We start from the raw sequence: 25,762 nt of genomic DNA, 5'->3' as shown, positions 1-25,762 counted from the left end.
TTCCGGCACACACTAGCCTCTAACCGGCCGCCCAGGTCGCTGACGTGCACGAACGTCAGGACACGGGCACGGCATCTCGTCCTAAACAAAGGTGCTTTCCTTGGTAATTTGAGGGGTCCCGCGCCTTGAGTCAAGCGGCGGCCTGGGGCACCACGCGTTTGCTGGGGAGGTGGAATGGATTCATTCGGCGCGACCGATGATCGTGGCCATCGTTCACCGTCGGCCGATGAGCCGCCGGCAATGGGCACCACACCTGCTACTCCCGTCGCCGTCATCGGTATGGCATGTCGGCTTCCGGGCGGCATCGAATCGCCGAATCAGTTATGGGAAGCTTTGCTGCGCGGCGATGACCTGGTCACCGACATTCCGCCGGACCGCTGGGACGCCGACGAGTATTACGACCCCGAACCGGGGGTGCCAGGTCGTTCGGTGTCCAGATGGGGCGCGTTCCTCGATGACATTGCCGGCTTCGACTCCGAGTTCTTCGGCATCAACGATTCAGAGGCGATCGCGATCGATCCGCAGCAGCGACTGCTACTCGAAACCTCTTGGGAGGCAGCGGAACACGCTGGAATCAGCCCGACGAGCCTCGCCGGATCTCGTACCGGCGTGTACGTGGGCTTAACGCACGGCGACTACCAACTCCTGGCGGCCGACGCCCATTCCTTGGAGGGGCCCTACGGCTTCCTTGGGAACAACTTCAGCATGGCGTCCGGCCGGATCGCCTACGCGATGGACTTGCGCGGCCCAGCGGTAACGGTGGATGCCGCATGTTCGTCCGGGCTGGTCACTGTGCATATGGCATGTCGCAGCCTGCGCGAAGGTGAATGCGACCTTGCGCTGGCCGGCGGCGTCGCCGTGGCGTTGGACCCGCGGAAGTTTGCCTCGGGTTCGGCCGGAGGCATGCTGTCTCCGACCGGACGCTGTCATGCATTCGACGTGGCCGCGGACGGGTTCGTGCCTGGCGAGGGTTGCGTGGTGATGCTGTTCAAGCGCTTACCGGATGCGCTGCGCGATGGTGACCGAGTCTTGGCGGTGGTGCGCGGTACGGCACTGAACAACGACGGCCGCACCGTCACCATCACCACACCATCGCGGCCCGCGCAGGTCGCCGCCTACCGGGCCGCACTGGCTGAAGCCGGTGTGGACGCGAGCACCGTCGGCATGGTGGAGACACACGGTACCGGAACGCCTACCGGGGACCCGATTGAATATGCCGGCCTGGCCGAGGTCTACGGCCTCGACGGGCCCTGCGGGCTGGCGGCCGCAAAGACCAATTTCGGGCACAACCAATCGACCTCTGGGACATTGGGCTTGATGAAGGCTGCGCTGGCCCTGCAGCATGGCGTGATTCCACAGAATCTGCATTTCACCCGGCTACCCGATGCGCTCGCCGAGATCAAAACCAGTCTCTTTGTTCCGCAGGAGAATACACCGTGGCCCACTAACGGTCACACACCCCGGCGGGCGGCTGTCTCGGCGTACGGGTTCTCCGGAACCAACGCCCACGCCATTGTGGAGCAAGCTCCCGCAGCTTCCGATACCCATGCGCAACACAACGGGAAGGCAGCAGAGGCCACGACGGCGTCCCTGCTGTTTCCGCTGTCGTCCACCTCGGCCGACGAACTGCGCCGGACCGCCGGCCGGTTGGCCGACTGGGCAGACGCGCGTGACGATGTGGCGTTGCCAGATCTGGCCTACACCCTGGCGCGTCGGCGCGCGCACCGCCCGGTGCGTACTGCCGTCATCGCCAGCAGCCGACCGCAACTCATCGAAGTGTTGCGGGAAGTTGCCGACGGCGATACTCCGTATCGGGCCGCGGTCGGTCAGGACGATCGAGGCCCGGTATGGGTGTTCTCCGGGCAGGGTTCACAATGGCCTCGGATGGGCGCTGAGTTGTTGGCGACCGAACCGGTGTTCGCCGCAACTGTCGCCCAGATCGAGCCGCTGATCGCCGACGAGTGCGGGTTCTCGGTGACCGACGCGATGTCGGCGCCACAGATCGTCACCGGTCAAGACCGGATCCAGCCAACGCTGTTCGCCACTCAGGTTGCACTCGCGGCCACCATGAAGGCATACGGGGCACGCCCCGGCGCGGTCATCGGGCACTCGCTGGGCGAGGCGGCGGCCGCCGTCGTCGCGGGAGCGCTCTCGCTTGAAGACGGGCTTCGCGTGGTCTGCCGCCGGTCTCGCTTGATGTCTCGCATCGCGGGCAACGGTGCCACGGCATCGGTGCAACTTCCTGCCCAGCAGGTACTTTCGGAACTCACGGTCCGCGGTATCAACGATGTTGTTTTGGCAGTAGTGGCTTCACCGGAGTCCACGGTGATTTCCGGTGCAGCGCAGCCGGTTCGCGACCTGGTGGCCGCCTGGGAACAGCGTGGCGTGATGGCCCGCGAGGTACCCGCCGACGTCGCCTTCCATTCACCCCAGGTCGACCCCATCATCGGTGAGCTCACCGAGGTGCTCGCCGAACTCACACCAATGACGCCGCAAGTTCCCTTCTACTCGACAACTTTGTATGACCCGCGCGAGCGACCGGTGTGTACTGCCGGTTATTGGGCGGACAATATGCGAAAGATGGTGCGGTTCTCCGCAGCGGTGCGGGCCGCGTTGGAAGACGGCTACCGGGTATTCGCAGAGTTGGCACCGCACCCACTGCTCACCAGCGCTCTGGAACAGACGGCCCGAGGTCTCGACGTGCCGCTGGCCGCGCTGGCTAGCATGCGCCGTGAACAACCGCTGCCGAACGGGCTGCGCGACTTCTTCGCGGATTTGCACAGTACCGGCGCCGAGGTCGACTTCTCGGTGCTCTACCCGAGCGGGCGACTCGTGGACGTGCCGCTGCCGACATGGACGCACCGTCAATTGCTGTTGAGCCGCGAGACTCAGGAATCACCAGTACACGGTGGCTGCACCGTGTCGGTACATCCGCTGTTAGGTCCGCATGTGCGTTTGCAGGAGGAACCGGAACGCCATGTGTGGCAGGCCGAAATCGGCACCGCCGCGCAGCCGTGGCTGGGCGATCACCAAATCCGCAATGTGGCTGTTCTTCCCGGGGCGGCCTACTGCGAGATGGCATTGGCGGCCGCCCACGTTGTGCTGGGCGAGCGGGCTGAGGTTCGTGATATCCGCTTCGAGCAGGTGCTGCTGCTGGATGAGCAGACCACCGTCGGTGCATCGGCGTCATTGTCATCACCAGGCACCCTCGACTTCACGGTGGAAACAAATCGGGGCGGTGAACAAACGCGCCATGCCGCCGCATTGCTCCACACCGCAACAGATGACCAGTCACCTGCGCATGACCCATCCGTGTTGCTGGCCGCCCTCCCGCATCGCCAAGAAGGCGCCGAGGTGCGCAAGCGGCTCGACGAGCGTGGTCTTCAATATGGTCCGGCCTTCACCGGCCTTACTGCCGTGCACTCCGGTGAGGCGGGAGACGGCGCCGTGGTGGCCGAGGTCGCGCTGCCCCGCCAAATCCGCTCGCAGCAAGACGCTTACGGCGTGCATCCAGCGCTGCTGGACGCCTGCTTCCAGTCCGTGGCTGCTCACCCGGACGTCGAGGCTATTGGCGGGGACGTGGCGGCGTTGCCGTTGGGCGTCCGGCGGCTACGTGCCTACCGCGCTGCTCGCAACGCTTACTACTGCTACACCCGGGTGACCAAAGCCGACACGTCCGGCATCGAGGCCGACATCGACGTGCTCGACGAGCACGGCGCCGTGTTGCTCGCCGTGCATGGGCTGCAATTGGGTACGGGCGTCTCGGACAGCACCTACAAAGAGCGTGTGCTGACCGAGCGACTGCTGACGATCGAATGGCAGCAACGAGAATCGCCGGAGGCCGAACACGACGATGTCGCGTCCTGGCTGCTGATCAGCACCGGCTCCACCGCGGACGTGGCAGCCGCCACCTTGAGCGATGTCATGAAAAGTTATGGCGCACAGTGCTCCACCATGTGCTGGCCGCTGCAGGCCGACCACACCTCGAACCGCGATGAGCTGCGCAGCCAGTTGCGTACCGGAGGATTCAGCGGTGCGGTGGTCCTCACCGGACCGACAAACAGCGACGATGCCCGTGACTCTCCGCTGCGGGGCCGCGAGTATGTGCAGCATCTAGCGCGTATCACCCGCGAATTGCCTGAGGTCCCTGGCCAGCCGCCCCGCCTGTACGTCGTGACACGCAGCGCCCAGTCGGTGGTTGCCCGTGACGTACCCAATCTGGAGCAGGCCGGGCTACGGGGATTCATGCGGGTAATGGGCACCGAGCACCCGCACTTGCGCGCAACCCAGATCGATGTCGATACCGACACCAGCGCCGAGGAACTGGCGCAGCAACTGCTCAGCGGGTCCGAAGAAGACGAGACCGCCTGGCGCAACGGCCAATGGTACGTCGCGCGGTTGTCTCTCACCCCGCTGCTCCCCGAAGAGCGGCGAACCATCGTCGCCAACCATGAGCGCGACGCCAACCGTCTACAGATCCGTACACCGGGTGACTTGGAGTCGATGGAACTCGTTGCCTGTGAACGTATCCCGCCCAACCCAGGAGAGATCGAAGTCGCGATCAGCGCCTCGAGCATCAACTTCGCCGACGTACTCGTGGCGTTCGGCCGGTACCCTGCCTTCGAAGGGCGGCTGCCGCAACTCGGTACTGACTTCGCCGGCGTGGTGACCGCGGTCGGGCCAGAGGTGACGGACCATAAAGTAGGCGATCATGTCGGAGGCCTAAGCGCCAACGGCTGCTGGGGAACCTTCCTCACGTGTGATTCGCGTCTGGCCGTTACCCTGCCGACCGGTCTGTCCGATGCGTCCGCGGCCTCAGTGACTACTGCCCACGCCACCGCTTGGTACGGCCTACATGATCTGGCCCACATCAGAAGCGGCGACAAGGTCTTGATCCATTCGGCAACCGGGGGGGTGGGGCAGGCGGCCATCGCCATCGCCCGTGCCGCGGGAGCCGAGATCTTCGCCACCGCCGGTAGCGAGCAGCGACGGCAATTGCTGCGCGACATGGGTATTGAGCATGTCTACGATTCCCGGAGCCTAGACTTCGCCGAGGGAATCCGCCGCGACACCGAGGGCTACGGCGTCGATATCGTGCTGAACTCGGCGATCGGCGCCGCACAGCGCGCAGGCATCGAAATACTTGCGCTGGGCGGACGATTCGTCGAGATCGGCAAGCGAGACATCTATGGCGACAGCCGTTTAGGGCTTTTCCCCTTCCGGCGCAACCTCGCGTTTTACGGTCTCGACCTGGGTTTGCTGTCGTATAGCCATCCAGACCGGATGCGAGAGCTGTTGACAAAGGTGTACCAGCTCACTGCCGACGGTGTCTTGCCGATGCCGGAGAGCACGCACTACCCACTGGCGGACGCCGCCACCGCCATTCGGCTGATGAGCGGTGCGCAGCACACGGGCAAACTGGTGCTCGACATTCCGCGCAGCGGGTCTGGCCGGGTTGTGGTGCCGCCGGCACACGCCCAGGTCTTCCGCCGCGACAGCGCTTACATCATCACGGGCGGCCTGGGCGGCCTTGGATTGTTCTTGGCCGAGAAGATGGCAGCAGCCGGCTGCGGACGTATCGTGTTGTGCGCTCGCTCGCAGCCAACGCTGGAAGTGCTGGAGACCATCGAATGCATCCGCGCGATTGGTGCAGACGTCGTGGTCGAATGCGCCGATATCGCCGAACCCGGTATCGCGCAGCAATTGGTCGCCACCGCGACTGCCACCGGGCTTCCGGTCCGTGGCGTGCTGCATCTGGCAGCCGTGATCGAGGACGCCACACTACCCAACATCACTGATGACCTCGTCGAGCGTGACTGGGCGCCAAAGGTTTACGGTGCATGGAACTTGCACACCGCGACCGCCGACCAACCGTTGGACTGGTTCTGTTCGTTCTCATCGGCCGCCGCGCTGGTGGGCTCACCCGGTCAGGGTGCATACGCCGCGGCCAACACCTGGCTGGACGCCTTCACCCGATGGCGGCGGGCCCAGGGCCTGCCGGCCACTGCGATCGCCTGGGGCCCTTGGGCGCAGATCGGGCGCGCCACCGCCCTGGCGGAGGGAGCCGACATTGCTATCGCTCCCGACGAGGGCGCGTACGCATTGGAAGCGCTGCTGCGCCATGACCGCGCCTACACCGGCTATACGCCGTTGACCGGAGCCCCATGGTTGAGCGCCTTCGCCCAATCCACCCCATTCGCCGAAGCGTTCCGTTCAGTAGGGCAAAGCTCTACGGCCACCAGCAAACTGCGTGCCGAACTCAACGAACTGTCTGCGGATGAATGGCCAACCCGGCTACGGCGTCTGATCTCCGATCAAATTGCCCTGATCCTGCGCCGCAGCGTCGATCCCGACCGGTCGCTCGCCGAGTACGGGCTTGACTCGCTCAGCGCGCTCGAGTTGCGTACCCGTATCGAGACGGAGACCGGAATCCGACTCAATCCGACGGATCTCACCACTATCGGCACGATTCGCGGTTTAGCAGAACTGCTTTGCGAAAAGCTGGCGCCCGCCGAAGCCGTGTGACATCAAACGCGTCGGCTTATGCGATCGACGGCCGTCACAGCGCATCGGCGTCGCGACGTGACAGCACGATGTCGAGCCGCGATACGCGCCGCTCCAGTGTGGCGAGGTCGCGGAGCCGCTGCGGAGCGCCGACATCCCTAGGCCACAGATAGCGCCACGGCGCGTAATCGTTTGGCAGCAGATAGACATGGAAACCGCGCTCAAGGAAAGGTCGCAGCACGTCAATCGGCCGCAGCTGCGGATCGCCCCAGCATGTTGGTGACAGTTCAACCACCAATTCCACGTCGGCGTCAAGGGCATCGACAGATGCCAGCGTGCCGGCGAGCACGCGGTCCTCGGCGCCCTCCACATCGATCTTGATCACGCGTGCGGTCGCAAGCTCCTCGCTGGTTAACAGCGAGCCGAGCGGCGCCGCCCGGGCGCGGCCCTGCTCGTGGAGGCCGCGCCGGGCCACCGTCGAGGTCAGGCCGATGTTGTAGCTTGGTCCCACATAAAGCGGGAGTTCGTGATCGCGATCTGACGCCGCAGCGGCGACCAAGCGGACATTCGTCAGGTCGTTCCTCGCCACGATCTCCTCCAGTTCGGAGATCACTGCGGGTAACGGTTCGATCGCCACCACGGTGCCGCGCGGTCCGACCATTTTGCCGGCCAGTGCGGTCATGCACCCGATATTGGCACCGACGTCGACGAACGTGTCACCCGGATGCAGCCGGCGGCGCAGAAACGCCGAGAGATCAGGTTCCCACGTGCCGAACAGGTAGATATACGTCGGGATTAAATCTGGGACCCGGCATCGAAAATGGACGCCATCCGCGCTGGTGCTGTCGACGGTCAGCGGTCCCCGAAAAGCGGTCCGGACCCACAGCGGCACAGCCACTGCGAGGTACGGCACTATCACCAACAGCGCTCGCGCCCAACGCTCGGCGACACCGACGTGTTCCTTATCGGTCTGTAGAAATCGCATGTACCGCCGCCACAGCGGCAGGATCAGCGCCTCGAACATCTCCCCGGCCCACCCCTCCAGAGACCAATACGCGTGAAATCGGTACGCGCCGACGGCGGACCGAAATTGCCCGTCCCACACGCGCAGAAGAGCACTGTCGAAACGGCTATCTCGGTGTCCCCAGTTCGAATACCCGGGTACGGTGACAAACCGGGTGATCGCCGGTGGCCCAACGGCATAGCGTTTCCATCCTCAACCCGACCCTGGGCCGTGTCCGAGCTGAGTTGGTTCTTCGCGGTTTTGACAGCCACACACCATTAGATCGCAGAGAGGCTTGACAACGGCAGAGAATCGAGATCTTCCTCGAGAACTTCCTGACTTCCGGTGACGACGCTGCCCACCGCAAGACTCGGCAACATCCTAGGCCGGCCCGCTACGCCCTCCCAATCTCTTAACTACTTGCGCCACAGCGCACCACACCCGTCTATGTCAATGATCTCTGCGGATACCCCATGATTCGCGCGGTAGTCGGTGACAGCTTCCCGACACGGTTTAAGCACGTAGTCATCGATGATGCAGAAACCACCGGGCGACAGTCGCGGGTAAAGCGCGTCGAGCGCTTGTATCGTGGATTCGTAGAGGTCGCCATCAAGCCGCAATACCGCGATGCGATCGATCGGAGCGTCGTGCAGCGTGTCTTTGAACCAACCAGGAAGAAAGCGGACCTGGTCATCTAACAGCCTGTAGCGCTGGAAATTCGCCCTGACTTCCGTTTCCGGCACTGCCAGTACGAACTTCATGCGGTCGAACTTCATCCGCTTATCTGCTTTGTACTTGGCGGGATTCGGGGACGGCATGCCCTCGAAGGAATCGGCCAACCACACGCATCGCGACTTATCCCCATAGGCTGCCAGGACCGCCCGCATCAAAATGCTGGCACCGCCGCGCCATACCCCACATTCGACCAGGTCGCCCGGTATCTCGTCAGCCAGTACCGTCTCAACGCAGTGCTGCAGGCTGGTGAGTCTCTGCATTCCAATCATCGTCTCGGCTTCGGCCGGACAGTCTAGGCCCAAGTCGCGCTTGCGCTGACCGAACGGGCTTATACCCATGGTCATGGGTTGAATGAAGTTGCCCGTTTTGAACAGGAAGCGTCCCCACAGTGGCCAGCCCCCAGGCATTTGCTCGAGCATCCCGTATCTGGTGAGGTTGCGTCGAATCAAGTCGAGGTACAGAGATCGCACGTCGCTATCGGTCACCGTCAAGACTGTCCCCAATCCCGTATGCCAGTGCTGTGGGCGATGAGTTTAGACTCTCATCGACGCCGTATGTTTCGGAGTTCATCGAGCAGGCTCCCAATCCGAGCGTGGCCGTCTCGACGGCCTGCTTTCGCCCATCAGCCAACGCTCCTGAGGCGGGCGCCGTTTTCCATAAGATCAGCGGCGGCTGCAACGCTTTCGGCGGGCTTCGTCATCCGGGTGGCGAACTCACGGGCGCGGGCCGCGTATTGCGGGGCGAGGATGGTGCGCAGGTCCTCGGCCAGCGTTTGCGGGGTAGTGCTCGAAAAGCGCCGGGCGGTGCCCAGCTTCAGTCGTTTGATCTGCATTCCCCATTGCGGCTGATCGGCCGCCGTCCAGAGGATCAACGTGGGGACTCCAGCGCGCAGGCCCGCGGCCGTGGTGCCCGCGCCGCCGTGGTGCACGACCGCGCGGCATGCCGGGAAGGCGGCTGCATGGTTCATCGCCCCCACAATTTTGACGTGTTCGGAATGGGGGATGTCGCCAACGTCAGACCCGCCAGAGCAAACCAAGGCCCGCTCGCCTAGTTGCGCACAGGCCGCGCCGATCATGGCGACCGTGTCTGCGGCGGATTCGACCGGTACGCTGCCAAACCCGAAGTAAATCGGCGGCGTTCCCGCCGCAATCCACGACGCGACCTCGTCGTCGCCATCCGTCGGCAACTCCATTGTCAACGCACCGACATGCGGCCGTTGCCCGTTCCATTTCGCCCATTCGGCCGCCAACCCGGGAAAGCAAACCTCGTCGTAGGCTTGGATTTCCAGCGACCCGCGCTCGGCGATCCGCTGCGATGTGGATCTCCGTGTCTTCGGGAGGCCCAATTCGTTGCGCTGGGCGTCCTCGACCTTCTTCGTCATGCGCCAAAACAGCCGCAGGTTCAAAGCCATTACCGAGCGTCCCAATGACGGCAGCATTGGAGTGAGCTGCCCGTGGGCCCTCGACGGGGCGTAATGCAGCGACGTTAACGGAATGCCGTGATACTCCGCGACGTTCGCCGCGGGCTCCTCCAAACTCTGGCCGGTGACTAGTAGGTCGGCACCGTCGGCCAGCGACGTCAGTGTCGTGCTCGCCTCTCCCCAGCACTGGCTAACCAGTTCCCAAAGTTCGCGCCGCAATCTGTTCAGCTCCTGGATCCTCCAGAAGCGGCGGAAGAGACGCGTCCACAAGTCGCGGTGCACGTCCATCCACGTCTGCGTGTCCAGCGCATAGCCGACCGCCGGAAGCCCCGCCGCTTCGGCGAAGCCAACCAGGTCGGGCGGGACCGCCATGCGTACTTCGTGCCCTCGGCGCAGCAGCTCACGGCCAACAGCGACACCGGGCTCGACATCGCCACGGGTTCCGTAGCATGCCAGCACAAATATCATCGCGATTCCAGCCTTTCACTCACGTTTCCAATGAAAATTTGAGTTGTTGGCCATACAGGCTCAGCGATTCGGCAGTCAACATGACTTCATGAGAGCAGTCGACCGGATACGTCGTGATGTCGCCAGTGACGTAAGGGCGCCAACTTTGCCGCAGAGACAGACTGCGGTCGCCCTCATCCCACTGAGCAGAAAATATAGTTATATCGCCGTCGAAAACGCCCGGCTCGTGAGCTCGTTGCAGCGCCATGCTGCTGTTCATGTTTTGAATAAGGAAATCCAGAAGTTTTTTGTAACGAGGGAATTCTACGACTCCCAGCTCGCGAAGCAGTTCTTCTATCCGTTCGTAGGTAAGCGGACCATCCTGTTCTGGGATGTCTATGCCGTTGAACCGCAAGGCTTCTTCCAGTATCTGCGCTTCGTCGATGGTTTGGTTCTTCTGGGTGTCGCTGATGTCGACACAGGGCTGAGCGTCGAGAAGAATAATGTTGCTGATTGCGCATCCGCGTCGCTGAAGCTCGATTGCAAGTTCGTGAGCGACGACACCTCCAAAAGACCAGCCGAGAACGTTGTAGGGTCCGTTGGGGTAAGCCGTCTGGATTCTGTCGGCATAGTTTCTCGCCATATCGCGAATTGAGCGGGGTTCAGCTTCTTCGGGTTGCAGGATTCGTTGAATTCCGATGAGGGCACAGTCCACGTAGTTACCCAGCGTCTGATATGGCCAACTCACCCCGCCCCCGGGGTGAATGCAGAACAGCGGAACACCGGTGCCCTCCTTGAGGACCTCAACAGGAACTATCTCCGCGTCGTCAGCGTGGCTAGCCAAATGCTGGCTCAGACTTGTCACGGACGGAGCGTGGAACAAGGTGCGCACTGCGACGTGGGCGTCGAGGCGTGACTTGATGGCGGCGATCACCCGCATCGCCGAAAGTGAATCCCCCCCCAAGTCGAAGAATGAGTCGTCGACGCCGACGCGCTCGAGGCCGAGTACCTCCGCGTAAATGCCGGCCAGGATCTCCTCGGTGGGGGTGGCGGGGGCGCGATAACGGCCGCGGTCTTGGTATTCCGGTGCCGGTAGCGCGCGAATGTCGAGTTTGCCGTTGGGGGTCAGCGGCAGCTCCTCCAAGGCCACCACCGCGGCGGGAACCATATACGCCGGCAGCCGCTCGGCCAGCGCGCTGCGCACCATGACCGGATCAGCTGTGCCGGCGACATAACCCACCAACCGCTTATCACCGGGACGGTCCTCGCGGGCGATCACCACCGCCTGACCCACCCCGTCCAGCCCGGCCAGCGCCGCCTGGACTTCACCAAGTTCGATGCGGTACCCGCGGATCTTGACCTGCTCGTCAGCACGCCCCACATAGTCCAGTTGCCCATCGGCACGCCAACGCACCAAATCTCCGGTGCGATACATCCGTGTTCCGGGCCCGCCAAACGGAGATGCCGCAAACCGCGACGATGTCAAGCCCGCCCGGCCCACATACCCACACGCCAGCCCGCCACCGGCCACATACAACTCACCAACCACCCCGACCGGCACTGGCTGTAACCAACTGTCCAGCACGAAAAAGCCAAGATGGGCCAACGGCCTCCCAATGGGACTGACACTGCGCTCGACGTCGGCGTCAACAATCGGCCTAAACGAGGCATGCACCGTCGTCTCGGTAATGCCATACATGTTGATCAGCCGCGGGGATCCCGGGTGCTGGCCCAGCCACATGCCAAGACGTTGCGGGTCGAGCGCTTCACCGCCAAACACCACCGTCTCAAGCTTGAGCTGATCTGCCAGCTCTGGCGATTGCGCATCGACAATCTGCAATGCATAAAACGCAGATGGTGTCTGGCTTAATACGCTGACCTGTTCACGAATCAGCAACGCATGCAAGTCTTCTGGCGAGCGGGACACCTCTTCGGGCACCACGACCAGCCGCCCACCGTACAACAGCGCACCCCAGATCTCCCACACCGAGTAGTCGAAGGCCAAGGAATGACTCTGCGTCCACACCTGCCCCGACAGCTCCAGATCGGTGTCCAGCGACTCCAGCAGTTGGGTGACATTGCTGTGGGGGACAGCCACTCCTTTGGGCGCACCGGTGGTGCCCGAGGTGTAGAGGATGTAGGCGATGTCGTCGGCCGCCGGCGCCGGTACGCCCGTACTGGGTTGGGTGCCGATGCGCGTGTCGTTGATATCGATGACCAGCAGCCCGCGGCCCTCGAGCCGTTCGGCCAACCCACTAGTGGTGAGCGCCGCGACGGGCGCAGCGTCGTTGAGCAAGAACTCGATGCGCGCGTCAGGATGCATCGGATCGATCGGCAAATATGCCGCTCCGGTTTTAAGCACCGCCAAAATCGCCACGACCGCCTCGGCCGACCGCGAAAACAGCAGCGCCACATGCTGGCCCGGACTCGCACCATGGCCAGCCAACAAATGCGCCAACTGATTAGACGCCTCATCGAGCTGCCGATACGTCATCGAACGGTCCGCAAAGCTGAGCGCTACCGCCTCCGGCGCACGAGCCACCTGCGCACCAAACAACACCGGAATCGACACCCCAGACACCGGAGGCGCGCTCAACACCGCTCGATTACCCCATCCATCCAAGCGGAGGTGCTCACCAGCATCGAGCAGATCGACCGATGACAACGGCCGGGTCGGGTCTGCGGTGATGGCCACCAACATCCGCTGCCAGCGCTCGATGAGCGCTTGGATGCTGGCCGCGTCGAACACGTCGGTACGAAATTCGACCATCCCGCCGATCCCGGCGGGCTCACCAGCTTCGCTCCACCGCTCCCCCAACGAAAACGTCAGATCCATGCGGGCAGTGTGGGTTTCCGCCGACAGCGGGGCGACCTGCAGATCCCCCAAGGTCTGCTCGGCGCCGAGGTTGTTGGCATGGCCGGCCAGGTTCTGCCACGCCATCATCACCTGAACCAGCGGCTGATGGGTCAGGCTTCGGGTGGGGTTTAGCCGCTCGACGAGCACCTCGAAGGGCACGTCTTGGTGCTCGTAGGCGGCCAGACTGCGGGCTCGCACCTGGGCCAGCAGCTCGCCGACGGTGGGATCACCGGCCAGATCGACCCTTAGTACCAAGGTGTTGACGAAAAAACCCACGAGTTCGTCGAGTGCGGGGTCGCCACGTCCGGCGATCGCGATGCCGACGGCCACATCACTGCTGGCGCAGAGCTTAGCGAGCAGCGCCATCAGGGCGGCCTGGATCACCATAAAACTGGACGCGTGGTACTGGTCGGCCACTCGGGCAACCTGCTGCTGCAGCTCGGCCGGCCAATCGATCGCCACACTGGCGCCCCGGTAATCCGCCACCGGTGGGTAGGGCCGATCGGTGGGCAATTGCAGACGCTCGGGCACACCGGCCAGCGCTTGCTGCCAGTAGGCCAGCTGCGCGGCGATGGGGCTGTCGGGATCGTCGAGCTCACCGAGGTGATCACGTTGCCACAGTGTGTAGTCGACGTATTGCGCCGTTAACGGCGCCCATCCGGGGGCTTGCCCCGCACTTCGGCTGGCGTAGGCTACGCCCAGATCACGTACCAGCGGGGCGACCGACCAGCCGTCGGCGGCGATGTGGTGCGCCACCGCCACCAGCACATGCTCGTCCTCGCCGACCCGGAAAAGGGTTGCCCGCAATGGGATCTCGCTCGCCAGGTCGAAGGTGTGGCCGACGGCCGCGGCGATAGTCTGGCCCAGCCGGTCCGGCGGCCAACCGGTGGCATCGACGATGTCCCACCCGAAGTCGGCTTGCTCCGCGGGCACCACCACCTGCTGGGGTATACCGTCGACCGCTGGGAAAAGCGAGCGCAGGCTCTCGTGTCGGACAAGCACATCGGCCAGCGCCGCACCCAATGCTTCGGCATCCAGCGGCCCACGCAGCCGTAACGCTACGGGCATGTTGTAGATCGGTGTGGGCCCCTGCAATTGGTCGAGGAACCACAACCGGCTTTGCGCATAAGACAACGGGATTCGGGGTGGGCGCTCCACCGCTTGCAGAGGCGGGCGGGCGGGGCCGCCACGATAGTGGTGCAGATACTCGGCCAGCTCGGCGACGGTCGAAGCGTCAAACACATACCGCACCGGCACTTCCCGGCCAAGTGCTAGTTGCAGCCGCGAGCTGACTCGGGTAGCCCTGAGCGAATCTCCACCCAGGGCGAAGAAATCGTCGTCGAGTCCGACGCGGGCCGTGCCTAACACCTCGGCGAAGACCTCGGCGATGATCTTTTCGGTCTGGGTCTGCGGCGCCCTAAAGACAGCGGCTGCAAACACCGGCGCCCGCAGCGCTTTACGGTCGATCTTGCCTGAGGAGGTCAACGGGAACTCGTCGAGCACCACAATCTGCGATGGCACCATGTAGTCGGGCAACCACGCACCCAATTGCTGACGCACCTCGCCGATCTTGGTATCGGTCTGCGGATCGTTGGCGTAGGTGGCGCGCTGCTGGGCCTCGGCTACCGGCACGTAGAGGTCGGTCAGTGCGATGTGCTGCTCAGCGTCGGTGAGCGTGATGAAAACCGCATCCAGCATGCCCGGGCGTGTGCCCCAAGTGACGGCCACGCGGTATCCGGTGGTCTCACCGAGGCGGTACAACGCTTCGGGCACAACGCCATCGGCGGTCGTCGCGGCCTCGGTGAGCGCGTCGGCCAGCGACACCCCGGCGGCCAAACCGGCTTCGATGCAGGCCTCGCCGATCAGCCCGGCGCGCGGAATACCGGTGACGCGAACCGCGTCCGGTTGTTGGGATGCCAACCGGTCCTGCAATCCGCCCAACCCGACGCAATCATTCCATGCCCAGGTAACTGCGCCGGCCAGGGAACGCACCGGCGTGGGAGCTGTGTGGATGACGACGTCGTAGCGATGCCAGGTCAGCTCGTTGTCGGCCACCCCGCGTTTGACTTCGAGGTCAACTCCGGCCACCGAAGCATGCTGGCCGGCCCAGGTGGTGAAAAACTCCGGGGCTAGCAGCAATTCGGTCTCACCGAGCATAGCGCGCTGGGCGCGTTGGCGAATCCCGTCGGCATCGTCATTGTCAGTGCGTGCCAACGCCACCCCGGTCTGCAACGCGCCATGCAAAGCGTGGTTACGCACATCACCGAGGAACAACGTCCCGCCCGGAGCCAACAGCTCGATGGCGTTATCAATGACGTCGACCAGATATGCGGCGTTGGGAAAGTACTGGATAACCGAGTTCAAAATGATGGTGTCGAAATAACCCTGCGGCAGCGCGTCGACGACGTGCGCGGGACGGCACAGCAATTCCACCCGCTCACCCCACGACTGTGCGGCCACCGCTGCCTGCAAGCCCTCGATCGCCGGCGCCGACATATCGGTGCCGACATAGTGCTCGCAGTGTGGGGCGACCTGAGACAACACCAGCCCCGAACCCGCGCCGATCTCCAACACCCGTGCCGGTTGCAGGCACAGGATCCGATCAACCGTGGTCGCTCGCCACTCGACCATCTCCTCGAGCGGAATCGGATCGCCGGTGTAGCTGCTGTTCCAGCCCCGGAAATCCATGCCGAATCCCGGCGCCTCCACCTCGGCGCCATACAACTCGTCATAGAGGTGTTGCCATTGTCCGACCGCTTCGGCGTCATGGTCGGTGGTAGCGGTCTGCGCCAGAGTGATGTAGGCAACCAGATGTGAGCCAGTGGCGCTCCGGTGCATGGCGGCGGCGGCCTGGATGACTTGTGGGCACGCCAGCAAGGTATTCTCGATTTCACCCAACTCGATACGTTGCCCGCGCAGCTTGACCTGCGCATCGGCGCGGCCCAAATACTCCAGCTGCCCATCAGCACGCCAGCGCACCAGATCCCCGGTGCGATACATCCGCGCCCCAGCACCTCCGGTGGGGTTGGCCACGAACCGGTCCGCGGTCAACTCCGGCCGGCCCACATAGCCGTGCGCCAGCGCCGGCCCTCCTAGATACAGCTCGCCGACCACTCCGATCGGCGCCGGGTGCAGCCGCGCGTCGAGCACCAGCGCGCACACTCCCGAGATGGGGGCACCGATCATGACCGGCTGCCCTGCCACCAGCGGCGCACAGGTAACCCAGATCGTGGTCTCGGAAGGACCGTAGCCATTGAACATCCGCCGACCCGGCGCCCAGGCGGCCACCAACTCTCCGGCGCAGGCTTCCCCTGTGACGATCAGCGTGTCCATCCCGTCTAGCCGGGTCCGATCCAGCGTCGCCAGCACCGTCGGGGTCAATACGGCCGCGCTGACCTGCTGGTTCTGCAGTAACGCGGTCAACGCCTCCCCGGCGTACGCCTGGGGCGGCACCACCACCAACGCCGCCCCCGCGCCGATTGCCAACAACAGCTCGCCGATCGACACATCAAAGGTCGGCGCGGCCACCATCAACGTCCGTGCACCGGCGCCCAACCCGAACGCTGCGTGTTGCGCGGCCACCGCCAGCAGACCGGCGTGGCTGACCGCCACCCCTTTGGGCACCCCGGTAGACCCCGAGGTGAAGACCACATAGGCAGTGTTGTCCGCCCCCAGCGGCGCCAGCCGATCAGCGTCGGTGATCGGATCCGCGCAACGCCCCGACACATCCAGGCCGTCGATGCGCAGCACCGGGCGCGCCCCGGCCCCGGCCACCGTGTCGGCGCCGCAACTCAACACACACACCGCCGCCACCGCGTCCAACACCGCGGCGATCCGCTCGACCGGATGGGACCGATCCAGCGGCACATACACCCCACCGGCCTTGACCACCGCCCACCAGGCCACCACCAACTCCACACACCGATCCATCGCCACGCCCACCGCGCGCTCTGGACCCACCCCCGCCTCGATCAGTACCCGCGCCAACCGCGTCGACCACGCATCAAGCTCGCCATACGACACCGCCCGGCTACCATCGAGCACCGCCACCGCATCCGGGTCGGCGGCCACCGCCGCAGCCAACAACTGCGCCGCCGTCCCCACCGGCGCCCGCACCCCAACACCTGACCACCCCGAGAGCACCAAATCACGCTCACCGTGATCCAGGAACGAAATCTCGCCCACCACCACCGCGGCGTCGGCCACCACCGCCTCGATCACCCGGCCAAACCAGCTGACCACCCGCTCGACGGTGGCCCGGTCAAACAAATCGGTGGCATACGACACCACCCCGATGGCCATCGGCGCGCCCGAATCCTCGCTGGGCACCTCACCCAACTCGAAATCCAGATCGAACTTTGCGGTGCGGGTGGTGGCCCCCGCCCCCAGCATCTCGGCGCTGACCCCGTCGAGCGCCACCGCGTCTGGGCGCACATTGTTCTGGAAGGCCATGAGCACTTGAAACAATGGATTATGCGCGGTGGAGCGCACCGGGTTGAGTTGCTCGACCAGCCGCTCGAACGGCACATCCTGGTTGCTGTAGGCATCCAGCGCCTTAAGGCGCACCTGCTCGAGCACCTCGCTGAACCGCTGCGAAGAGGTGACCCCCACCCGCAGCACCCAGGTGTTGACGAAGAACCCGACCAGATCATCGAGCGCCTGATCCAACCGTCCGGCGATCGGCGTGCCCATTGCCACGTCTTCACCGGCCCCGGCCCGGTGCAACACCACCGCCAACACCGCCTGCAACACCATCGAAGCCGTCGCATTATGCGCTGCCGCCAGCGCCTTGACCCCCGCCCACGCCGGCGGGTCGATGCGCACCTCGATTTCGTCACCGCGGTAACTGGGCACCGGCGGGCGGGGCCGATCCGTCGGCAGCGATACCACCTCGGGCAGATCCGCCAACTCTTGTCGCCAGTAGGCCAACTGCGCAGCGATCACACTGTCGGGATCAGACTCCGAACCAAGCCAGTCCTGTTGCCACAGTGTGTAATCGGCATACTGCACCGCCAACGGCGCCCAATCCGGTGCCCGGCCCTGTAGCCGCGCCCGATACGCCTCGGCGATATCCCTGACCATCGGCGCCAGTGACCAGCCGTCAAACGCGATGTGGTGCACCACAATCCCCACCACATGCTGCTCAGGACCCAGCGCATAGATCTGCGCGCGCATCGGGATCTCGTTCGACAGATCAAACCGATACCCCGCCAACGCCACCAACTCGCCGACCACATCCTGCTCGGGCACCGACACCACCGCCGCGTCGGCGTGCCACCACATGTCTGCCTGAGACGGCAACACCTGCTGGAACGGCACACCGTCAACGTCGGGAAACACGGTGCGCAGCGATTCGTGGCGCGCGATCACATCATCGAGCGCCGCCCCTAGCGCCTCCACATCCAACGGCCCACTGATCCGTAAAGCACTCGGCATGTTGTAGGTCGCCACCCCGCCCTCGAACCGGTTGAGGAACCACAACCGGCTCTGCGCGAACGACAACGGCACCCTCGTCGGCCGTGGGCCTGCCACCAACGGCTTGCGCCGGCTACCGCCCGCAGCGATACGCGGCGCCAACTGGGCAACCGTGGGCGCCTCGAACACGCTGCGCACCGCAATCCCGGCATCCAGGTCGGTGTTGATCGCCGCGATCAGGCGCATTGCGGACAGTGAATCCCCGCCCAAGTCGAAGAACGAGTCGTCGACCCCGACCCGCTCCAGCCCCAACACCCGGGCATAGATGCTGGCTAAAATCTCCTCGGTGGGGTTGGTCGGGCCGCGGTAAGCGTCGGCGTCCTGATAATCCGGTGCCGGCAAGGCCCGCGTGTCGAGTTTGCCGTTGGGAGTCAACGGCAAGGTGTCGATTGCCACTACCGCGGCCGGGACCATATACGCCGGAAGCCGCTCGGCCAGTCGCGTACGCACCTCGGCCGGATCCGTTGTGCCGGTGACATAACCCACCAGCCGCTTGTCACCGGGGCGGTCTTCGCGGGCGATTACCGCCGCCTGGCCCACCCCGTCGAGTCCGGCCAACACCGTCTGGATTTCGCCGAGTTCGATGCGATACCCGCGGATCTTGACCTGCTCATCGGCGCGGCCCGCATACCGCAGCTGCCCATCAGCACCCCACCACACCAAGTCCCCGGTGCGATACATCCGTGTTCCAGACCCCCCGAATGGGCACGCCACAAACCGCGACGCCGTCAACCCGGTCCGGCCCACATACCCATATGTCAGCCCGGCACCGGCCACATACAGCTCACCGACCACCCCATCCGGCGCTGGACGGAACCACCCATCCAGCACAAACAACGCCGCGCCGGGCACCGGCGAGCCGATCGGCGGTGCCCCCGACCCGGCCGTCAACGGCGCACTCAGCATCACAACCATCGTCGTCTCGGTCGGGCCATAGGCGTTGACCATCACCCGCTCGGGAGCCCACCGATCCACCACTTCAGCCGGGCAGCTCTCACCCGCCACCACCAACGCCAACGAATCCAAACCCTCAGCGGAGAGCATTGCCACCGCCGAGGGCGTCTGGGTAAGCACGCTGACACGTTCAGCGATTAGCAAGGCGTGGAAGGCTTCCGGCGAGCGTGTCACGGAGTCGGACACCACCACCACTCGCCCACCGTGTAATAGCGGGCTCCAGATCTCCCAGACCGACGAGTCGAACCCATAGGTGTGGCACTGCGTCCACACGCCCGCCGTCGGCAGATATGCACCCAGTGACTCCAACAACTGGATGACGTTGTGGTGGCTGACGGCAACCCCTTTGGGTACGCCCGTCGTACCCGAGGTGTAGATGAGGTAGGCGATGTCCTCGGGCGCCGGCGGCGGCACCGCGGTGCCGGGTTGACTGTCCACCGCGGAATCGTCGACATCGATAATCAACAGCTCATGGCCGTCCAGTCGATCGGCCAAGTCAACAGTGGTGATCGCGGCGATAGGCGCGGCGTCGGCGAGCATGAACTCGATCCGCGCCGTCGGCAGCGTCGGCTCGATCGGCAGATAAGCCGCCCCCGTCTTGAGCACCGCCAAAATCGCGACGATCGCCCGAGCCGACCGGGGAACCAGCAGCGCCACAACCTCGCCTGCCCCCACCCCGTGAGCGACCAGAACGCGCGCCAACCGGTTTGCGGCCTCATCGAGTTCCCGGTACGTCATTGACCGGTCCTCGAATGTCACCGCCATCGCGTTGGGTGTGCGCGCCACCTGTGCGGCGAACAACACCGGAATCGACACTGCCGCGACCGGCGGTGCAGCCAGGACCGCCCGGTTGCCCCACTCATCGAGCCGGGCATGGTCACCCTCATCGAGCAGATCGATCGACGACAGCCGCCGCATGGGCTCGACGGTGATCGCTGATAACAACCGCTCCAGTCGGTGGATGAGCGTCTGGATGCTGACGGTGTCGAACACGTCGGTGCGGAACTCGACTACACCGCCAATCCCGGCGGGTTCACCGGCCTCGGTCCATCGCTCGGCCAACGAGAATGTCAGGTCCATGCGGGCGGTCTGGGTGTCCGCTGTCAGGGGGCTAACCTGCACGTCACCCAAGCCCGGCTGGGCGGCGGCGTTATTGTCACGCCCGGGAAGGTTCTGCCAGGCCAACAACACCTGGATCAGCGGGTGATGAGTCAGGCTTCGGGTGGGGTTGAGCCGCTCCACCAGCACCTCAAAGGGCACGTCTTGATGCTCGTAAGCGGCCAGACTGCGCGTGCGCACCTGGGCCAGCAGCTCAACGGCGGTGGGATCACCGGATAGGTCAATCCTCAAAACCAAGGTGTTGACGAAAAAACCCACCAATTCATCTAGTGCCGGGTCACTGCGCCCGGCGATCGGGAACCCTACCGCCACATCAGAACTGGCGCTCAGCTTGGACAACAACACCGCCAACGCGGCCTGCACCACCATGAAACTGGTCGCCTGGTGCTCACCAGCGATCCGGGCAATCTGCTGCTGCAGCTGCGCCGGCCAATCCACGACCACACTGGCACCCCGGTAATCAGCCACCGGCGGGTAAGGCCGATCGGTGGGCAACTGCAGCCGCTCGGGCAACCCCGCCAACGCCTGCTGCCAGTAGGCCAACTGCGCAGCGATCGGGCTGTCGGGATCCTCAAGATCCCCCAACTGCTCGCGCTGCCACAACGTGTAATCGACATACTGCACCGGAAGCGGCGCCCAGCCAGGCGCCTGACCGGCACACCGACTGGCATAAGCCACACCCAGATCACGCACCAGCGGGCTCACCGACCAGCCGTCGGCAGCGATATGGTGAGCCACCGCCACCCACACATGCTCATCATCGCTGATTCGGAAAAGCGTTGCCCGCAAAGGGATCTCGGTAGCGAGGTCGAAGGTGTATCGCACTGCTGCCGCGACCACCTCACCCAGCCGCTCTGCCGGCCAACCGCTGGCATCGACGACGTCCCAACCAAAGTGGGCGAGCTCGGCCGGCACCACCATCTGCTGCGGTATCCCCTCGACCGCCCCATACAAGGTGCGCAAGCTCTCGTGTCGGCCCACCACATCGGCTAGCGCCGCAGCCAACGCCTCAACGTTCAGCGCCCCGCTCAACCGCAACGCCACCGGCATGTTGTAGACCGGCGAAGGCCCCTCCAACTGGTCGAGGAACCACAACCGGTTTTGAGCAAACGACAACGGAACCCTCGCCGGCCGCTCAACGGCCACCAACGGCATACGCCGAACCCCACCCCCGGCCACCCGCGGGGCCAACTGGGCAACCGTGGGCGCCTCAAACACCGCCCGCACCGAAAGTCCGGCTTCCAGAGCAGCATTAACCGCCGCCACCAGGCGCATTGCCGACAGCGAGTTCCCGCCCAGGTCGAAGAATGAGTCATCAACCCCGACTCGTTCGAGTCCGAGGATCTCGGCGTAGATGTCGGCCAAGACTTCTTCGGTGGGGGTCTCCGGAGCGCGATACTGCGTCGCGGTGTATTCCGGTACCGGCAGCGCGCGGATGTCCAATTTGCCATTGGAGGTCAACGGCAGAGTGTCCAGTGCCACCATCGCCGCAGGAATCATGTAGGCCGGCAGCCGCTCAGCCAATCGTGCACGTAACTCAATGGGGTCTGCTGTGCCGGTGACATAACCCACCAGGCGCATATCACCGGGGCGGTCCTCGCGGGCAACCACCACCGCCTGCTCCACTCCGGGTTGGGTCGCCAGCACCTCCTCGATCTCACCGAGTTCGATGCGATACCCGCGTATCTTGACCTGTTCGTCAGCGCGCCCGAAATATTGCAACTGCCCGTCGGCACCCCACCGCGCCAGGTCCCCGGTGCGATACATCCGCGTCCCGAAACCTTCGAACGGGCAGGCCACGAACCGCGAGGCAGTCAACCCGGACCGACCCATATATCCGCAGCCCACTCCGGAGCCCGCCACATACAACTCGCCGACCACACCGGCAGGTACCTGATGCAACCAGCCGTCGAGCACAAACAGCGCCGCCCCCGCCGCCGGCGCGCCGATCGGCACCACATCCGACCCCGGCCTCAATGGCGCACTCATCGCCGCGTACACCGTGATCTCGGTCGGACCGTAGGCGTTGATCATCACGCGGCCCGGCGCCCACCGATCCACCACGTCAGTAGGACAAGCCTCACCGCCAACCAGCAAGGCCACTGACTCCAACCTCTCCGGCGAGAGCACCCCCACCGCCGACGGGGTTTGGGTCAACACGCTGACCCCTTCGCCGATCAGTAGGTCCTGGAAGTCATCTGGTGAGCCGGCCACCGACTCAGGGACCACCACTAGCCGCCCACCGTGCAGCAACGCACCCCAGATCTCCCACACCGAAAAGTCAAAGGCGAAGGAGTGACACTGCGTCCATACCTGTCCGGGCGGCAGGCCGGCATTGAGCGAGTCCGACAACTGGGTCACGTTGTGGTGGGTAATTCCCACCCCCTTCGGCACACCGGTGGTCCCCGAGGTGTAGATGATGTGGGCGATGTCATCGGGTTTCGGTGTCGGCAGTGCCGTGCTCGGTTGGCCCTGAACAGCAAGGTCATCGACGTCGATGACGAGCACGTTGTGTCCGTCCAGCAGCGACCGCAGCGCCGCCGTGCTGATCGCGACGATCGGCGCGGCATCGTCGAGCACGAACCCAATCCTGGCTGTCGGCACTGTCGGGTCGATCGGCAAATAGGCTGCCCCGCTTTTCAGCACCGCCAGAATCGCCACGATGGCCTCAGCCGACCGCGGCAATAGCAGCGCAACGCACTCCCCCGGCCCGACGCCTTGGCCAGACAGCAAGTGCGCCAACTGGTTTGAGGTCTCGTCAAGTTCACGATAGGTCCACGACACCTCACCGCAGCTGATCGCCATCGCATCGGCAGCGCGGGCTACCTGCCCGGCGAACAATTCCGGTATCGACACCGGCGTCGCCGGCCGGCTCAACACCGCCCGGTTGCCCCACCGATCCAAATGGGCACGCTCGTCGTGATCAAGCAGATCTACCGACGAAAGTGCTCGCGCCGGGTCGACGGTGATTGCCACCAAAACCCGCTCTAACCGCTCGATCAGCGCCTCGATGCTGGCGGGATCGAACACGTCGGTCCGAAATTCCACGCCCCCTCGGATCCCGGTGGGCTCACCGGTATCATCCCAGCGCTCAGCCAGAGAAATCGCCAGATCCATTCGCGCAGTGTGGGTATCAGCCGACAGCGGGGCGACCTGCAGATCGCCAAAACTCGACTTGACGGCCGGCTCGGCGTTCTGCGCAGGCAGATTCTGCCAGGCCAACAACACTTGCACCAACGGGTGATGGGCCAGGCTTCGGACGGGGTTGAGCCGCTCGACGAGCACCTCGAAGGGCACATCTTGGTGTTCGTAGGCGGCCAGGCTGCGCGATCGAATTTGGGTAAGTAGCTCACCGACGGTGGGATCACCGGATAGATCGACCCGCAACACCAATGTGTTGACGAAAAAGCCCACCAGGTCATCGAGCGCGGGGTCGCCACGCCCGGCGATCGGGAAGCCAACCGCCACATCAGAACTGGCGCTCAGCTTGGACAACAACACCGCTAGCGCGGCCTGCACCACCATGAAACTGGTCGCGTTGTGCTCACCGGCTACCCGGGCGATCTGCTGCTGCAGCTGCGCCGGCCAATCCACGGCCACACTGGCGCCCCGCTGATCAGCCACCGGAGGGTAGGGCCGATCGGTGGGCAACTGCAGCCGCTCGGGCAGCCCCGCCAAGTTCTCTTGCCAGTAGGCCAACTGCGCGGCGACGGGGCTGTCGGGATCGTTGAAGTCCCCCAGCTGTTCGCGCTGCCACAGCGTGTAATCGGCATACTGCACCGGTAGCGGCACCCAGCCCGGGGCCTGCCCGACAGATCGGCTGGCGTACGCCACTCCCAGATCACGCACCAACGGGGTGGTCGACCAGCCGTCCGCGGCGATGTGATGGGCCACCGCTACCAACACGCACTCATCATCGGCAACCCGGAAAAGCCATGCGCGCAACGGGATCTCGGTGGCCAGGTCGAAAGTATAACGGACCGCGGCGTCGACGGCCTCAGCCAGCCGCTCCGCCGACCAACCGCTGGCATCAACGACGTCCCAACCCACCTCGGCCCGCTCAACCGGGACCACCATCTGCTGAGGGAGGCCCTCAACCGCGACGAACAGTGTGCGCAGACTCTCATGGCGGCCCACCACATCACCCAGCGCCGCAGCCAAGGCCTCGACATCCAACGCCCCGCTGATCCGCAACGCGACGGGCATGTTGTAAATCGGTGACGGCCCCTGCAACTGCTCCAAGAACCACAACCGGTTTTGGGCGAACGACAATGGGACCACCGCGGGCCGCGGGCCAGCGACTAACGGCTCACGTCGACCCGTACCACCGCCGACACGGAGCGCCAACTGGGCAATCGTGGGCGCCTCGAACACGGTCCGAACGACAAGGCCGGCATTCAGGCCGGCATTGACCGCCGCGATCAGACGCATGGCGGACAGCGAATCCCCGCCCAGTTCGAAGAATGAGTCGTCGACCCCCACCCGCGCGAGCCCGAGGACCTGGGCGTAGATGCCGGCCAGGATCTCTTCGATGGCGTTGGCAGGAGCTCGATAGCGATCGCCATCTTGGTAGTCCGGTGCGGGCAAAGCCCGCTTGTCGAGTTTGCCGTTGGGGGTCAGCGGCAGCGCTTCCAGCGCCACTACCGCGGCCGGGACCATATAGGCCGGTAGCCGTTCGGCCAGCCTGCTACGCAGCCCGGCGGGATCGGCTGTCCCGGTGACATAGCCCACCAGGCGCTTGTCACCGTGGCGATCCTCGCGGGCGATCACTACCGCGTGCTCCACGCCGTCCACGCCTGCCAGCGCTGCCTGAACCTCACCGAGTTCGATTCGATACCCGCGGATCTTCACCTGCTGGTCAGCACGCCCGACATACCGAAGCTGGCCATCGACGCCCCACCACACCAGGTCTCCGGTGCGATACATCTGCGCGCCCGGCCCGCCGAAGGGGCAGGCCACAAAGCGCGACGACGTCAACGGACCGCGGCGCACATATCCATATCCCACCCCAGAACCGGCCACATACAACTCACCGACCACTCCAACCGGAGTTGGGCGCAGCCAGCCATCCAGCACAAAAAAGGCAAGATGCGCCAACGGCACTCCGATGGGACTGGCATGGCTGTCGATATCCGACTCGACGATCTCCCGGAACGAAGCATGCACCGTCGTCTCGGTCGTGCCGTACATGTTGATGAGGCGGGGGGATTTCGGGTGATGGTGCACCCACATCCCAAGGCGCTGTGGC

At 64.6% G+C, this 25,762-nt stretch carries 5 protein-coding genes (1 of these 5 running past the window's edge); 1 reads left to right on the top strand and 4 read right to left on the bottom strand.

Annotated elements, in window-relative coordinates:
* Positions 1-240 precede the first annotated feature (240 nt).
* Entirely contained in the window at positions 241-6,525 is a 6,285-nt protein-coding gene (pks2, locus tag AC5Y42_RS09830) for a sulfolipid-1 biosynthesis phthioceranic/hydroxyphthioceranic acid synthase (protein WP_499898110.1), read from the top strand.
* A 34-nt stretch (positions 6,526-6,559) separates the two neighbouring features.
* Here the strand turns inward: pks2 and AC5Y42_RS09825 are convergent, their stop codons facing one another.
* The 4 genes from AC5Y42_RS09825 to AC5Y42_RS09810 all read right to left on the bottom strand — a co-directional run.
* Entirely contained in the window at positions 6,560-7,489 is a 930-nt protein-coding gene (locus AC5Y42_RS09825) for an FkbM family methyltransferase (RefSeq protein WP_499898108.1), read from the bottom strand.
* Between the two features lie 434 nt (positions 7,490-7,923).
* Positions 7,924-8,733 (bottom strand): TylF/MycF/NovP-related O-methyltransferase, encoded by an 810-nt coding sequence (locus AC5Y42_RS09820; protein ID WP_499897729.1) that lies wholly within the window; start codon positions 8,731-8,733, stop codon positions 7,924-7,926.
* A 131-nt stretch (positions 8,734-8,864) separates the two neighbouring features.
* Positions 8,865-10,130, bottom strand: a complete 1,266-nt coding sequence (locus AC5Y42_RS09815) for a glycosyltransferase (protein WP_499897727.1) — start codon at positions 10,128-10,130, stop codon at positions 8,865-8,867.
* A 19-nt stretch (positions 10,131-10,149) separates the two neighbouring features.
* On the bottom strand, positions 10,150-25,762 hold the 3' portion of the coding sequence (locus AC5Y42_RS09810) for a non-ribosomal peptide synthase/polyketide synthase (protein ID WP_499897726.1). It continues 11,618 nt past the right edge of the window; 15,613 of the gene's 27,231 nt are visible here — the last part of the coding sequence; its start codon lies off the right edge, out of view; it ends in the stop codon at positions 10,150-10,152.

The sequence above is a fragment of the Mycobacterium sp. NGS48 genome (assembly GCF_059812585.1).
The sequence above is the reverse complement of the archived record's forward strand: the minus strand, read 5'-3'. Positions and strand labels throughout refer to the sequence as shown.

Bases quoted from the DNA above. Each gene is read 5' to 3' on its own strand.
- pks2 (WP_499898110.1), top strand. From the start codon at position 241: ATGGGCACCACACCTGCTACTCCCGTCGCCGTCATCGGTATGGCATGT.
- AC5Y42_RS09825 (WP_499898108.1), bottom strand. From the start codon at position 7,489: ATGCGATTTCTACAGACCGATAAGGAACACGTCGGTGTCGCCGAGCGT.
- AC5Y42_RS09815 (WP_499897727.1), bottom strand. From the start codon at position 10,130: ATGATATTTGTGCTGGCATGCTACGGAACCCGTGGCGATGTCGAGCCC.